This window comes from Bradyrhizobium sp. 187, assembly GCF_023101005.1.
In the GTDB taxonomy this organism is placed as follows: Bacteria; Pseudomonadota; Alphaproteobacteria; order Rhizobiales; family Xanthobacteraceae; genus Bradyrhizobium; species Bradyrhizobium canariense_D.
Window position 1 is genome coordinate 6,687,204 of sequence record NZ_CP064693.1, and the last position, 14,135, is coordinate 6,701,338.

Genomic DNA, 14,135 nt, shown 5'->3' on the forward strand with positions numbered 1-14,135 from the left:
CGGCTCAGCCCATCGCTTCCAGTTCGTCGATCATGCCGGCGATGACGCTCAGGCCGCCGTCCCAGAACTTTGGATCCTTGGCATCGAGCCCGAACGGCCGCAGCAGTTCGGAATAATGCTTGGTGCCGCCGGCGGCGAGCATGTCGAGATAGCGCTCGGCAAAGCCTTCGGCCGCGTTCTCGTAGACGGCGTAGAGCGAGTTCACGAGACAATCGCCGAATGCATAGGCGTAGACGTAGAATGGCGAATGGATGAAGTGCGGGATGTACATCCAGTAGTTCTCGTAGCCCGCTTTGATCTCGATTGCCGGACCAAGGCTCTCGCCCTGCACCGAGAGCCAGATCTCGCCGAGCCGCGTCGCGGTGAGCTCGCCGTTCTTGCGTTCGGTGTGGACCGCGCGCTCGAAGGAATAGAACGCGATCTGCCGCACCACGGTGTTGATCATGTCCTCGACCTTGCCGGCGAGCAGCGCCTGGCGCTGCCTTGCGCTCCTGGTCTGCGCCAGCAGCCGCCGGAAGGTCAGCATCTCGCCGAACACGCTCGCGGTCTCCGCCAGCGTCAGCGGCGTCGGCGCCATCAACGCGCCGTTCCTGGCCGCCAGCACCTGATGCACGCCATGGCCGAGCTCATGGGCGAGCGTCATCACGTCGCGCGGCTTGCCCTGGTAGTTCATCAGCACGTAGGGGTGCGCGGACGGCGTGGTCGGATGCGAGAAGGCCCCCGGCGCCTTGCCCGGGCGCACCGGCGCGTCGATCCAGCGGTCGGTGAAGAAGCGCTCGGCGATGTCAGCCATCTTTGGCGAGAAGCCGCGATAGGCGGTGAGCACCATGTTTCGCGCATCGCCCCAGCCGATCACGTCGGTCGCCGCAAAAGGCAGCGGCGCGTTGCGGTCCCAATAGGCCAGGCGCTTCCTGCCGAACCAGCGTGCCTTCAGCGCGTAGTAGCGATGCGACAATTTTGGATAGGCTGCGCGCACCGAGGCGACCAGCGCATCCACCACCTCGCGCTCGACGCGGTTGTTCAGGTGCCGGGAATCTGCGACGTCCTTGAAGCCGCGCCAGCTATCGGAGATGTCCTTGTCTTTGGCCAAAGTGTTGGTGATCAGCGCAAAGGTGCGCTCATTGGCCTTGAAGGTCTTTGCGAGCGCCTCTGCCGCGGCCTTGCGCTTGGCGCCGTCGCGGTCCTGCAACAGATTGAGCGTCGGCTCGATCGCGAGCTCCTTGGGCCCGACCTTGAAGCGCAGGCTCGAAATGGTCTGGTCGAACAGCCGATTGAAGGCGGAATAGCCGGTCTGCGCCTTCTCCAGGAAGAGCTGCTCGAGCTTGTCCTCGAGCTGGTACGGTTTCTCCTTGCGTAGATCCTCGATCCAGGGACGGTAGTGCGCGAGCTCGGTGGCCTGCATCGCGCGGTTCAAAATATCGTCATCGATCCGGTTGAGCTCGAGCGCGAAGAACAGCAGATGCGTCGATGCCGCCGTCAGGCGCTCGGAAACGTCGCCGTAAAACTTTGAAATCTTGGGGTCCACGCTGTCGCCGGCATGAACGAGGCCAGCGTACGAGCCGAGCCGGCCGGCGAGGTCGTCGATCGCCTCATAGCGTCGCACGGCTTCTGCGAGCCATTTTCCGCCATCTTCCTTTGCTGTTCCTGTTGCGAGCTTGCCCTTGTAGTCCGTCTCGAACGCGACGCAATCGGCATCCATCTTTGCGAGATCGCGCGCCACTTCCGGCGCATCGATCCCGGAATAGAGGTCGGCGAGGTTCCACTCCGGAAGCTTGCCGGTCTTGCTCGCAGGCTTTGCGGGTGAAGGTCTGGAGGACTTTGCCTTGATGACCGATTGCTTGGTGCCTGGTTTGCGGAGAGCAGACTTTTTGAGAGCAGACTTTTTGAGTGCAAGCTTGGAGCTCGAATTCATTGTGTGGGAAACCTGTGTTCAACAATCGCGACGGCGGGCGGGGGCATCAGGATTTAACAGTGCGTTAATCGGCTTCGGCCAGAGTGCCCCGATTCGAGACAGATAGTAGTAGCGTGCGGGGAACACCATGGCTGCCAGTATTTTGATCGCCGACGACGACGCTGTAGCCCGCCGGCTGGTCGAAAACATGGTGCAGAAATGCGGCTATGAGACGATCGTGGTGGACTCCGGCGATGCGGCGATCGCCGCCCTCACCGCCCCCGACGCGGCCATCGACGGCGTCATCCTCGATCTCGTGATGCCCGGCCTCGACGGCATGGGCGTGCTGGCGAAAATCCGCGAAGCGGGTCTCAGCATCCCCGTCATCGTGCAGACGGCCCATGGCGGCATCGACAATGTGATCTCGGCGATGCGCGCGGGTGCGGCCGACTTCGTGGTCAAGCCGGTCGGCCTGGAGCGGCTCCAGGTCTCGCTTCGCAACGCGCTCAATTCGTCCGCGCTCAAGGGCGAACTGCAGCGCATCCGTCACAGCCGCGAAGGCCGGCTGACCTTCTCCGACATCATCACACGCGCCGAGGCGATGGCGGGCGTGATGCGCGCGGCGCAGAAAGCAACAAACTCCTCGATCCCGGTGCTGATCGAGGGCGAGTCCGGCGTCGGCAAGGAGATGTTCGCGCGTGCCATTCATGGCAGCGGCGAGCGCAAGGCCAAGCCGTTCGTCGCGGTCAATTGCGGCGCGATCCCCGACAACCTCGTCGAATCCATTCTGTTCGGTCACGAGAAGGGTGCCTTCACCGGCGCCACCGAACGCCACACCGGCAAGTTCGTCGAAGCTCATGGCGGCACGCTGTTCCTGGACGAGGTCAGCGAACTGCCGCTGAGCGCGCAGGTCAAGCTGCTTCGCGCGCTCCAGGAAGGCGCGGTCGAGGCGGTCGGCGGCCGCAAACCCGTGAAGGTCGACGTCCGCATCATCTCGGCGACCAACCGCAGGCTGCTCGAGCGGGTCAAGCAGGGCCACTTCCGGGAAGACTTGTTCTATCGCCTGCACGTGCTGCCGCTGACGATCCCATCGCTGCGCGCCCGGCGCGAGGACATTCCGCATCTGCTCAGGCATTTCCTGGCGCGCTTTGCCGCCGAGGAGAACCGCCCCATCACCGGCATCAGCGGCGAGGCCGTTGCGCACCTTGCCCAGCTCGATTGGCCCGGCAACATTCGCCAGCTCGAAAACGCGGTCTATCGCGCCGTGGTGATGAGCGAGGGCGACCAGCTTGGCCTCGACGACTTCCCTCTGATCGCCTCGCAGCCGCATCCGGGAACAGACATTCCGACCGCGCCGCTGATGCTGGAGCCGATCGCGGCCCCCTCCGTGGTGTCAGGTAATGAAATACCGATCGCGCCGCTGCCCATGGCGGGTGCCCTCTCAATGCTGACCGCGACCGGCGACGTCCGACCGCTGGAAGACATTGAGAACGAGATCATCCGTTTCGCGATCTCGCATTACCGCGGGCAGATGTCGGAGGTCGCCCGCCGCCTCAAAATCGGCCGGTCCACCCTCTACCGCAAACTCGATGAAGCCGGAGTTCCCGGCCATGGCGGCAAAAGCGGTGAGGAGACGCACTGAGCCGGACGCGAACGGCGGTTCGTCCGGGCGGAGCGATACGACTGTAAGCCGTTCGTATGACGACGGAATTCGACTGCGATTTGAACCGTGACTTGGAAGTGACAGACACAGGGAAAAGCGCGTGGCAGAAGCGCACAATCCGTTGCCAAGAGGCGTGCTTGAAGTCAGTTTGTCGTGAGTTGTCCCGGGTAGCGCTGGCTGCGAAATCGGGGCCTGTATATCGTCCGCGTAAGATTCGTCTGCGTAGGAATCGTTGCGTGCAGGCGTGCAACTTTCGAGAGGCCGGCGCGGTTTAGCCGAAGCTCAATAGGCGATAACGAAGCTGTTCCACGGGGGACAGTTCACCCGAGGGGTGCGACACAATGCGTGACTGTTTGAACCACCGTGCAGGCTTTGACCGTGTCTTGATCACGGTCGCGGCGACCTTCCTCACGGTATCGGCCAGCTCAGCCCTGGCGCAGGATCAGGCGCACAGCAGCGCTGCCGAGCTCGCGATCGAAGCCGCAATCCCGCGCCCCGAACCCGCAAACGTCCCGCCCCCGACCGCATCAGACATCAAGCTCGACACCACCGCCACGGTGGTGGACCCTGCTAAGGAGCCCGCCAAGGAACCCCTGAAGGCCGAATCCGCCCCCGCGCCGGACAAGGTCGAGACCAAGCCTTCCGACGTCGCCACCACGCCCGCCGCCGAGGCGACGAAGAGCGAGACGGCGAAGACTGAACCTGCCAAGACCGAACCTGCCAAGGCCGACACGGCGATCCCAACGCCGGCCGCGCCCGCCACCGCTGCGGCTCCGGCCTCGGAGCCGGTGAGGGCCGCGAGCAACGTTCCCGCGGCCGACCAGCCGGTCGCCGACAAGCTCAAGGACATCATTGGCGCAAAGGCCTCGCGCTATCTCGACCGTAAGAACGAACGCGCTGCGATCGAGAAGTTCTACGGTGCACGCGACTTCGCGCCGGTCTGGAGCCAGGGCGGCAGCCTGACCGCTGCGGCCAAGGGCGTGATCGCACGGCTGAAGGACGCGGCGTCCGACGGTCTCAATCCCGCCGATTACCCGGTGCCGGACTTCGCGGCCGCCACGACACCCGATACGCTCGCCGATGCCGAGCTCAAGCTCACCGCCAGCATGTTCGACTATGCGCGCCAGGCCCAGAGCGGCCGCATGCACTGGTCGCAGGTCAGCGGCGACATCCTCTATCCCGAGCATCCGGTCGATCCGAACGAGGTGCTCGCCAAGGTCACGACCGCGGCGGACGCCTCCGCGGCGCTCGACAGCTACAATCCGCCGCAAAAACTTTACAAGGAGCTGAAGGCGAAGCTCGCGGAGCTCCGCGGCCAGGGCAACGGCCCGGTGATCGAGATCGCCGATGGTCCGGCGCTGAAATACACCCCGGCCGGCAAGAAGCAGGCTGAAATCGTCGTTGAAGATCCGCGCGTGCCGCAGCTGCGCGCCAAGCTCGGCATCACCGAGAACGCCAGCGACACCCGCTATGACGCGGCGGTCGCCGAAGCCGTGCGCAAATTCCAGAACAGCGCCGAGCTCAAGGCGACCGGCATCCTCGACGACAAGACGGTGAGGGCGATCAACGCCCCGAAGCGCGACAAGCAGATCGACGTGGTGCTGGTGAACATGGAGCGCTGGCGCTGGCTGCCGCGCGACCTGGGCGCGCCCTCGCTGGGCGATGCCTATGTCATCCTCAACATTCCCGACTACACGTTGAAGGTGATGCAGCGCGGCCAACAGGTCTGGACCACCCGCGTCGTCACCGGCAAGCCCGGCACGCATGCGACCCCGCTGCTCACCGAGACGATGAAGTACATCACGGTCAATCCGACCTGGAACGTGCCGCCGTCGATCGTCTACAACGAATATCTGCCGGCGCTTCAGCAGGACCCGACAGTGCTCCAGCGCATGGGCCTCAAGCTCGAACAGAACCGCGATGGTTCGGTGCACATCTCGCAGCCGCCCGGTGAAGCCAACGCGCTCGGCCGCATCCGCTTCAATTTCCCCAACAAGTTCCTGGTCTATCAGCACGACACGCCGGACAAGAACCTGTTCGCCCGGGACGAACGCGCCTTCAGCCACGGCTGCATGCGCGTGCAGAACCCGGATCAGTACGCCTCGGTCCTGCTCAACATCGCGATGCCGAACGAGAAGTACACGCCGGAACGCATCCGCAGCATGTACGGCAAGAGCGAGATCGACCTGAAATTCCCGACCCCGATCCCGGTCAACATCACCTATCAGACCGCATTCGTGGACGATGGCGGCAAGCTGCAATTCCGCAAGGACGTCTATGGCCGCGACGCGACCATGATCAACATCCTGAAGAACGGTCGCGGCAAGGATCTCGAGAACGTCGTCGCGCACTCCCAGCCGAGCTATTCACGCCCGGCGACGACACTGCCGAACGGGGTGTTGGCGGCCAACAACGGCGGCTCGTCCGGGCCGAATTTCTTCGAGCGGCTGTTCGGAGCGCCCACCCCGCCGCCGGCCCCGGTCGGCCGCCGGCCGCAGCAGCAGCGGGTATTCACCCGCTGAGCCAGGCCGCCCGGCGCCTGATTTCCTGAAATTCTGCAGTAAAATCAGCGACCTCATCCTCTGGATGGGGTCGCTTAACGTTAACCATTCTCCACCTGACCTCAGGCAGCGGGCGTTTTTTTGCCACACTCACCCGGTTAGGTTCGCGATCTGACTTGGTTTGGGGGCGGGAAGGTCAACCTCGAATTAACCTTCTCGCTTTAACAAAGCGTTCATCCTCTTTCGCGCGCTAACGGGGTTAGCGGGAGAGTCCATTTTGAACGCTCGTCGACTGGGTGGGCTCTAACGTGCTGACTGGAATCGCACGCCAATTCGCTGTGCTGTCGTTGTCCCATGCGGGAGTGAAGGCCGGATCCAGAATCGGCCTCGCTGCCGTATTGCTGCTTGCTGCCGCGGGTTCAGTTCACAACGCCGCCGCGCTCAACGAGACCAAGACGCTCTCCTTCCACCACACCCATTCCGGCGAAGACCTCACCGTCACCTTCAAGCGCGACGGACGCTACGACGAAGCGGCGCTGAAGCAGCTCAACCACTTCCTGCGCGACTGGCGCAGCCAGGACGAGACGGTCATGGACCGTCACCTCTTCGACATCCTCTGGGAAGTCTACCGCGACGTCGACGGCAAGCAGCCGATCCAGATCATCTCCGCCTACCGCTCGCCCGCGACCAACTCCATGCTCCGCCGCCGCTCCTCCGGCGTGGCGCGCTTCAGCCAGCACATGCTGGGGCATGCGATGGACTTCTACATCCCGAACGTGCCGCTGGAGCAGATCCGCTTCGCCGGCCTGCGCCTCCAGCGCGGCGGCGTCGGCTTCTACCCGACCTCCGGCTCGCCGTTCGTACATCTCGACACCGGCAGCATCCGGCACTGGCCGCGCATGACGCATGACCAGCTCGCCCGGGTCTTCCCGGACGGACGCACCGTCCACCTCCCGACCGACGGCACGCCGTTGAAGGGTTATGAGCTCGCCAAGGCAGAGATCGAGCGGCGCGGCAGCGGCGAGGATTCCGGCAGCAAGTCGAATTTCTTTGCCGCCCTGTTCAAGGGCAAGTCGGCTCCGGCCGCGGCGAGCAACGACGAGGATGACGAGGGCGCGCCCGCCCCGTCCGCGAAGACTGTCGCGCCGACCGTGGTCGCCGCCGCGACCAAGCCGGCCGATCCGGTGCCGACGCCGCGCGCCAAGCCGTCAGTCGCGGCGACGATTCAGCTCGCCTCGGCCGATGCGCAGATCGTCGCGCTTGCCAAGCCGAAGCCGGCCCCCGTGGCTGACAAGCCGGCCGCCGGCAAATCTGCTGACGCAAAGCCCGAGACCCCCGCCGACATCATCAATGCCCGTGGCTTCTGGGATGCCCCGGCTGCGCCGCAGCAGGCGACGCCTGCTCAAGTGGCTGCGCTGAAGGCCCGACAGGCGCTTGCCGCCGCCACCGATCCGCAGCCGACCGCGAGCGTGTCCAGCGCCGCCTATCAGGCGCTGGCCTACGCGCCGGCGTCCGCCTCCCCGGTCGACCGCGCCAATGTCGTCGCCGCCTCTGCGCCGATCCCTCGCTCCGCCCGTCCCGCCGCCGCATCGCGCAACGTTGCGCCCGCGACCGAGATCAACACGGTGGTCGGCAAGCGCATCGACGGCATGGTCGCAACCGCGACCCGGCTCTCCGCAGCCAAGGGCGAAAGCATCTGGCTCAAGATCGTGATGCTGTCGCCGAGCGCCAGCCGCGCGATGTCGGTCACGCTGATGGGCGAGCTCGACACGGCCGCAATGCGCGCCTACTTCGTCAAGCCGCAGTCCGTGATCGCCATGGGTTTTGCCGACGATCCGATGCAGGGCCTGTCCTGCGACAGTTTCTCGGGCACCGCCACCGCCAAACTCGAGACGACGTCCTTCGTCGTACGGACGGCTTCGCTGCGCTGACGTCTTCGCGCGCCGCTAACGCTTCCTCCGTCGATCCAGATGATACGTCAACGCCAGCAACAGGCAGACCGATAGGTCCTGCTTCGGCAGCTTGCCCGACACCGGCAACAGCAACGCCCTGGTCTGCCGATATTCGAACTGATCGGGAAAGCGTTCACGAAAGGTATCGACCAGCGTCGTCTTGCAGTTGAACAGAATCGCGGCGTGCGCGGAGTCCTTCAGGCGGCCGAGCCGGATCGTGCTGCCACTGCCGGTCTCTTCGGTCAGATAAGCAGGCTCGCCCCATTTCAACGTTTCGGTAAGACGGCCGATGCCTTCATGCGCCGCGGCGGCCGCGAAGATCAGCTCGCGTACCCAAAGCAGCCGCTTGCCGATCGACGCCGGAAAAGCATCGTAGGCACGGCTTACCTCGCGCGGCAGCGGCGGCGCAGTCACCGCGGTCTCCTTCGATCGGCATGGTGTCGCCCTGGCGAAAGCCAGGACGACACCGATAGCTCAGATCATCCCCAGTGCTTGCATGTAGGTCTCAAGGATCGTCTCGGCCTCGGCGCGCTCGTTCGGGTCCTGCTTGCGCATGCGCACGATGGTGCGCAGCGCCTTGACGTCGTAGCCGTTGCCCTTGGCCTCGGCGAATACGTCGCGGATGTCGTCGGAGATCGCCTTCTTCTCTTCCTCCAACCGCTCGATGCGCTCGATGATGGACTTGAGCTGGTCCTTGGCAAATTTCGTCGCGGGCTCGTCGTCGCGGACGGCGGCGGAGGTGGCCATCTTGGTACTCCCAATGGAACTGGCAAAACGAGGTGACGCCGGCATCCTCACCGCGCGTGCTGGTTAGACCCTTAGGGTTCGGACCTCTCGCGTTCAAGGCAGCATCGCGCTCGTCCACAGCGCGCCCACACCTTCCTGCGGCGTGTCGAAGAAAGCGGTTGTGTGATGCGACTCAAAGGCACCGCATATCAGGCTGCCGGCGAGGCCGTTCAGTGCCCCGGATGAACCTTCTTCATGGCATCGAGCTGCTCAGGCGTGGCCGCGCCCTGGTATTTCGACTTCCAGGCCTCATAGGGCATGCCATAGACGGCTTCCCGGCTCTCATCCTTGCTCAAGGCGACGCCTTGGGCGTCGGCGGCGTCCTTGAGCCAGTTGGACAGGCAGTTGCGGCAGAAGCCTGCGAGGTTCATCAGGTCGATGTTCTGGACGTCCGTCCGCGTCTTCAAATGATCGACCAGGCGCCGGAAAGCGGCAGCCTCGAGTTCCGTTCTGGTTTTGTCGTCAATTGCCATGGCTGGATCCCTCGGCTTTGCGAATTGGCTGTGACCTGGATGGGTCACCCTTACGAGATCAGGTGGGGCCTGTCACAGATTTTGCCATATCGCGGCGCAAACGGGCGCGAAGCCGGCTTCAGGCAGTTCCTGGGCCCTACGCCAAATCGTCAATGATCTGATATAGCTTCCGCGACAATGATCGCCGAATCTCCCCGCTCCCGCCTTCGCCTGCTCGCCCGGTTGGTCCCGGTGCTGGTGGTTGGCCTGCTGTACCTCTGGGCCAGCCCGGCTTCCGCCGATTTCCGGCTCTGCAACAACACATCGAGCCGGGTCGGCATCGCGCTCGGCTACAAGGATGCCGAGGGCTGGACCACCGAAGGCTGGTGGAACATCTCGTCGCGCTCCTGCGAGACCCTGCTGCGCGGAACTCTGGTGGCCCGCTTCTATTACATCTACGCCATCGACTATGACCGCGGCGGCGAATGGTCGGGCCAGGCTTTCATGTGCTCGCGCGATAAGGAGTTCACCATCCGCGGCACCGAGGATTGCCTTGCGCGCGGCTATGACCGGACCGGCTATTTCGAGGTCGATACCGGCGAGCAGCGGGCCTGGACGGTGCAGCTCACCGATGCCAACGAACAGCCGTCAAAGCAGCAGCGCGTGCCAGGCCTCCCCGGCCCTGTTGGCCCGGGGGTCCCGGGTTTGCCCAATGGCCCGCCCGGTGGTACGCCCCCCGCCGCGCCTGGCCTCCCGCCAGCTCCCTCGCCCCCGTCTGGAAATAAGCCATGAGGCGTCTTCGCCGTATCAAGATTCTCGCGACCCTTGGACCCGCTTCTTCGGACCTCGCGATGATCCGCCGCCTGTTCGAGGCCGGCGCCGACCTCTTCCGCATCAACATGAGCCACACCCCGCATGACAAGATGCGCGAGCTGGTGGCGACGATCCGCAACGTCGAGAGCAGTTATGGAAGGCCGATCGGCATTCTGGTCGATCTCCAGGGGCCAAAGCTCCGGCTCGGTGCCTTCGCCGAAGGCGCGGTCCAGCTCCAGAATGGCCAGACCTTCACGCTCGATTCCGACAAGGCGCCGGGCGACACCACCCGCGTCCAGCTCCCGCATCCGGAGATCCTGGCCGCGCTGCGGCCGGGCCACGCGCTGCTGCTCGACGACGGCAAGGTGCGGCTGATCGCCGAGGAGACCTCGAAGGAGCACGCGGTGACGCGCGTCGTGGTCGGCGGCCGGATGTCCGACCGCAAAGGCGTCAGCCTGCCCGACACCGACCTGCCGGTCTCGGCGATGACGCCGAAGGACCGCGCCGATCTCGAAGCGGCGCTGGTCACCGGCGTCGACTGGATCGCGCTGTCCTTCGTGCAGCGCGCCGACGACGTGCTCGAGGCCAAGAAGATGATCCGCGGCCGTGCGGCGGTGATGGCCAAGATCGAGAAGCCGCAGGCGATCGATCGCCTCGCCGACATCATCGACGCCTCCGACGCCCTGATGGTGGCGCGCGGCGACCTCGGCGTCGAGCTGCCGCTGGAACGCGTGCCGAGCCTGCAGAAGCAGATGACGCGCATGGCGCGGCGCGCCGGCAAGCCGGTGGTGATCGCGACCCAGATGCTGGAATCGATGATCCAGTCGCCGGTGCCGACCCGCGCCGAGGTCTCCGACGTCGCCACCGCCGTCTACGAAGGTGCCGACGCCATCATGCTGTCGGCGGAATCGGCGGCCGGCAAATTCCCGGTCGAGGCCGTCTCGACCATGAATCGCATCGGCGAGGAGGTCGAGCGCGACCCGATTTATCGCTCCGTCATCACCGCACAGCGCCCGGCCCCGGAAGCCACCGCCGGCGATGCCATCGCGGACGCTGCGCGGCAGATCGCCGAGACGCTCGACCTGCCGGCCCTGATCTGCTGGACCAGTTCGGGATCGACCGCCGTGCGCGTGGCGCGCGAGCGGCCGAAGCCGCCGATCGTGGCGATCACGCCGAACGTCGCGGCGGGACGCCGGCTGTCGGTCGTCTGGGGCATACATTGCGTGGTGGCAGAAGATGCGCGCGACCAGGACGACATGGTGAGCCGCGCCGGCCAGATCGCGTTCCGCGACGGCTTCGTCCGGGCGGGCCAGCGCGTGATCATCGTCGCCGGCGTGCCGCTCGGCATCCCCGGCACCACCAACATGGTGCGCATCGCCTCGGTCGGCCCCGAGGGCGAAGCGAATATCTAGCTCCGCCGGCACCCGGCAAACAAAAAATGTCGAAAACAACCCCATGCACAGTAGCCGGCGAGTCCGGCGGATGTGCTGAGGCTTTTTTGAAAAGGCGAGCTCGAGCAACGGCCTGGGCGCGATCAGGTCCGCCGGTCGATCAGGATGACGTTTTAGGCCCCAACCAGCGCTTTCGCCGTCGGCAGCAGCGTCTGCTGCACGACGAGCCCCCTGGCGCGGGCGTCCATGACGCCGACCGCGCGGAGCGCCAGCAGCGTCACGGTCTGCACGGCATCGCGCATCCTGGCGGGATCGTCGAGATTGTCCGGCGCGAGCGGTCCGACCAGGGCCTCGTGCAGCGCGCCGAGCAGCGCGGTGGCAGCAAGGGCCGTGTCCTGCGCCGGCAGGTGGCCGGCGCGCACGGCGGCGTCGATCCGCGAGGCCATCTCGCCCGCGATCTCGCGCCGACTGGCGAGACGTGAAGCGCTGACATCGACATCGACCGGCTCGGCCAGGATGCCCCAGGCGAGCCTGCGCTGTGACAGGGTATGGACAGCCACGGTGGTGACCGCCGCCGCCAGCGCCGAGGACGGCCCCGGCGCGGCATCGGCGGCTCGCCGGATCGCCGTGAGCTCGTCGCGGGAGACTTCGGCAATCAACTCGGAGATCAAATCGGCCTTGGAGGGGAAGTAGCGGTAGACCGTACCCGCAGCGACGCCGGCGCGAACCGCGACTGGCGCAATCTGCACCGCCGCCATCCCGCCTTCCGCCGCCGCCTCCCGCGCCGCCGCCAGTATCGCACTGCGCCGGGCCGCAAGGCGCTTCACCACTTGATGCGTCCGCCGATAAACCATGGCGCGCTTCCTGTCCCACACGCCGGTCGCACGCCCTGCGGCCGAACGCTTCGTCACTGATATCGCAAATCGCCCCGCAAGGACTGAACAACTATTCAGAGTGGATGACAAGGTGCAAATGCATGAAGCGTCACGCAAAAAAAACGCGAGCTCAAACAGCTAAAAACGTCGCGAACTGCTTTGGTGAAGGGGTAACCACGATCGTTACCGCCATCTTAAACCTGCTCCGCGACTGTGCTGCGGTATCGCGATCCCACCTCGGTGCAGCATGGTCGACACGGACGCCCGGACCGCCTGGCAGCTCTTCCACCTGAACTGGCTTCCCATCGCAGCCATGGGCAGCCTGCTGGCGCTGGGCCTCGCCTTCACCGGCCTGAGCCTCGAACCAGTCGCCTATTGGGTGACGCTGGCAGTTGCTGCAGTCTTGCTCGCGCTGGCCTATGGCCATCGCATCGTCAAAGGCGAGCTTGCTGACCCGAAGCTGCTGTTTTCGCTCGGAACGATCGGACAGATCACTCTCACCTGCGCCATCGTCGGACCGCTCAGCTATGTCGCGGCCAAGCTGAACTGGCCGCTGCAGGACCAGGCGCTGCTTGCGATCGACCGTGCACTCGGCCTCGATCCTGAACCGATCGCGCGATACGTCAACGACCATCCCTGGCTCGCGGACTGCCTGGCTCGCGGATATGGGCTGATCAAATTGCCGCTGCTCGGCATTCCCGTCGTGCTGGCACTGACGGCGCACTATATGCGGCTGCAATTGTTCATGCTCGCGATGAGCCTCGCGCTCGCAGTCACCATCGCGATCTCCGCCGTCGTGCCCGCGATCGGCACCTATTGGGGGCTGCAGCTGTCCGCCGCGCATTTTCCCGAAATCAACACCGCGGTCTATGCCGGGCAGTTGCGCGACATCCTCGCGCTTCGCGACGGTAGCCTGCACGAGATCCAGTTGTTCTTCCTCGCCGGCATTGTCTCGTTTCCGAGCTTCCACGCCGCATCCGCCGTGCTCTACATGTGGGCGCTGTGGCCGGTGCGCGGCCTCGGCGGCATCGCGGCTGCGCTCAATCTGCTGATGATTGCGGCAACACCGGTGATCGGCGCGCATTACGTCATCGACGTCGCCGGCGGAATCGCAGTCGCCGCAGCGTCGATCTGGGCGGCGAAATTCTATCTCGAATGGCACCGCCGCGCGCAGCAAACGTCTGCCGCGCCTGCGCCGTCGGCGGTCTGGCAGCCCGGCCTCGCGGAATGACAGCCGACAAGTTGCCCTAGGGTCCGCGCGTAGCGGCGTGCCCGCCGGCAACTTTCAATGTTCAATGTTCTCGACGGTGGGAACGCCTGCGCTTTCGGAGCCGCGCTAGACGCTTTGCCGCCCTACAAGCTTGCTACAGCTTCACGACTTCCCAGATCCGGAAATCGTCCGCCAAAAGAAAAGAGCCCCGTCAAGGACGGGGCTCTTTGAATTCGCGATTCGTACAGCGTTACTTGAGGCTGCTCGAGATCGAGGTGAACTTGGCGTTCAACGTGGTGCCCAGGTTATTGACGACAGTGATGATCGCCAGCGCAATGCCGGCGGCGATCAGACCGTATTCAATAGCGGTGGCGCCGGATTCATCTTTCGCAAAACGCGCAACGAGGTTCTTCATAAAGAGCTCCAAATGAGTACACGAGGCTACAACTGATCTGGTCTTTTGGGCTTCCCAGCGCCGCTTGACCATGGAACCGAACGTAGAGGCAAAGAATTGCGCCGCAGTTAATTCGACTGCGGAAACACAGAGCGGTTTGCGTGTATGCGTCGATGGTAAACCGAAATCTAAAACGATCCGTTAAAT

12 protein-coding genes are annotated in these 14,135 nt (G+C 64.8%); 6 read left to right on the forward strand and 6 right to left on the reverse strand.

Annotation, left to right across the window (positions count from 1 at the left end; all coding sequences use genetic code 11):
- Positions 1–4 precede the first annotated feature (4 nt).
- Positions 5–1,912 carry a M3 family oligoendopeptidase gene (locus tag IVB19_RS32345; protein WP_247820752.1) on the reverse strand — a complete coding sequence of 636 codons (1,908 nt, stop codon included), beginning with the start codon at positions 1,910–1,912 and terminating at the stop codon, positions 5–7.
- 127 nt (positions 1,913–2,039) lie between these two features.
- Between IVB19_RS32345 and IVB19_RS32350 the strand changes: the two genes are divergently transcribed.
- The 3 genes from IVB19_RS32350 to IVB19_RS32360 all read left to right on the forward strand — a co-directional run bounded on the left by IVB19_RS32350 (position 2,040) and on the right by IVB19_RS32360 (position 7,986).
- Positions 2,040–3,533 (forward strand): sigma-54-dependent transcriptional regulator, encoded by a 1,494-nt coding sequence (locus IVB19_RS32350; RefSeq protein WP_018453808.1) that lies wholly within the window; start codon positions 2,040–2,042, stop codon positions 3,531–3,533.
- Positions 3,534–3,895: 362 nt separating this feature from the next.
- Entirely contained in the window at positions 3,896–6,076 is a 2,181-nt protein-coding gene (locus tag IVB19_RS32355) for a L,D-transpeptidase scaffold domain-containing protein (RefSeq protein WP_026232599.1), read from the forward strand.
- Between the two features lie 287 nt (positions 6,077–6,363).
- Entirely contained in the window at positions 6,364–7,986 is a 1,623-nt protein-coding gene (locus IVB19_RS32360; RefSeq protein WP_247820753.1) for a peptidoglycan L,D-endopeptidase MepK, read from the forward strand.
- Between the two features lie 15 nt (positions 7,987–8,001).
- Here the strand turns inward: IVB19_RS32360 and IVB19_RS32365 are convergent, their stop codons facing one another.
- From IVB19_RS32365 to IVB19_RS32375, 3 genes are all read right to left on the reverse strand, one after another.
- Positions 8,002–8,421: a hypothetical protein gene (locus tag IVB19_RS32365; RefSeq protein ID WP_018453805.1), complete on the reverse strand. Its 420-nt coding sequence runs from the start codon at positions 8,419–8,421 to the stop codon at positions 8,002–8,004.
- Between the two features lie 60 nt (positions 8,422–8,481).
- On the reverse strand, positions 8,482–8,754 hold the full coding sequence (locus IVB19_RS32370; protein ID WP_007596286.1) for a DUF2312 domain-containing protein: 273 nt from the start codon (positions 8,752–8,754) through the stop codon (positions 8,482–8,484).
- Positions 8,755–8,963: 209 nt separating this feature from the next.
- Positions 8,964–9,266 (reverse strand): DUF1244 domain-containing protein, encoded by a 303-nt coding sequence (locus IVB19_RS32375; protein WP_007596287.1) that lies wholly within the window; start codon positions 9,264–9,266, stop codon positions 8,964–8,966.
- A gap of 177 nt (positions 9,267–9,443) precedes the next feature.
- Between IVB19_RS32375 and IVB19_RS32380 the strand changes: the two genes are divergently transcribed.
- Both IVB19_RS32380 and pyk read left to right on the forward strand, forming a co-directional pair.
- Positions 9,444–10,037, forward strand: coding sequence for a DUF1036 domain-containing protein (locus IVB19_RS32380; RefSeq protein WP_018453803.1), 594 nt, complete (start codon positions 9,444–9,446; stop codon positions 10,035–10,037).
- Entirely contained in the window at positions 10,034–11,470 is a 1,437-nt protein-coding gene (gene pyk / locus IVB19_RS32385) for a pyruvate kinase (protein WP_026232597.1), read from the forward strand. The genes IVB19_RS32380 and pyk overlap by 4 nt, the downstream gene beginning before the upstream one ends.
- Before the next feature lie 152 nt (positions 11,471–11,622).
- Here the strand turns inward: pyk and IVB19_RS32390 are convergent, their stop codons facing one another.
- A complete protein-coding gene (locus IVB19_RS32390) occupies positions 11,623–12,303 on the reverse strand; it encodes a helix-turn-helix domain-containing protein (RefSeq protein ID WP_026232596.1) in 681 nt (226 codons plus the stop codon).
- Between the two features lie 268 nt (positions 12,304–12,571).
- Between IVB19_RS32390 and IVB19_RS32395 the strand changes: the two genes are divergently transcribed.
- A complete protein-coding gene (locus IVB19_RS32395) occupies positions 12,572–13,555 on the forward strand; it encodes a phosphatase PAP2 family protein (RefSeq protein ID WP_247820754.1) in 984 nt (327 codons plus the stop codon).
- A gap of 229 nt (positions 13,556–13,784) precedes the next feature.
- Here the strand turns inward: IVB19_RS32395 and IVB19_RS32400 are convergent, their stop codons facing one another.
- Positions 13,785–13,949, reverse strand: a complete 165-nt coding sequence (locus IVB19_RS32400) for a Flp family type IVb pilin (protein ID WP_007614256.1) — start codon at positions 13,947–13,949, stop codon at positions 13,785–13,787.
- Between the last annotated feature and the right edge of the window lie 186 nt (positions 13,950–14,135).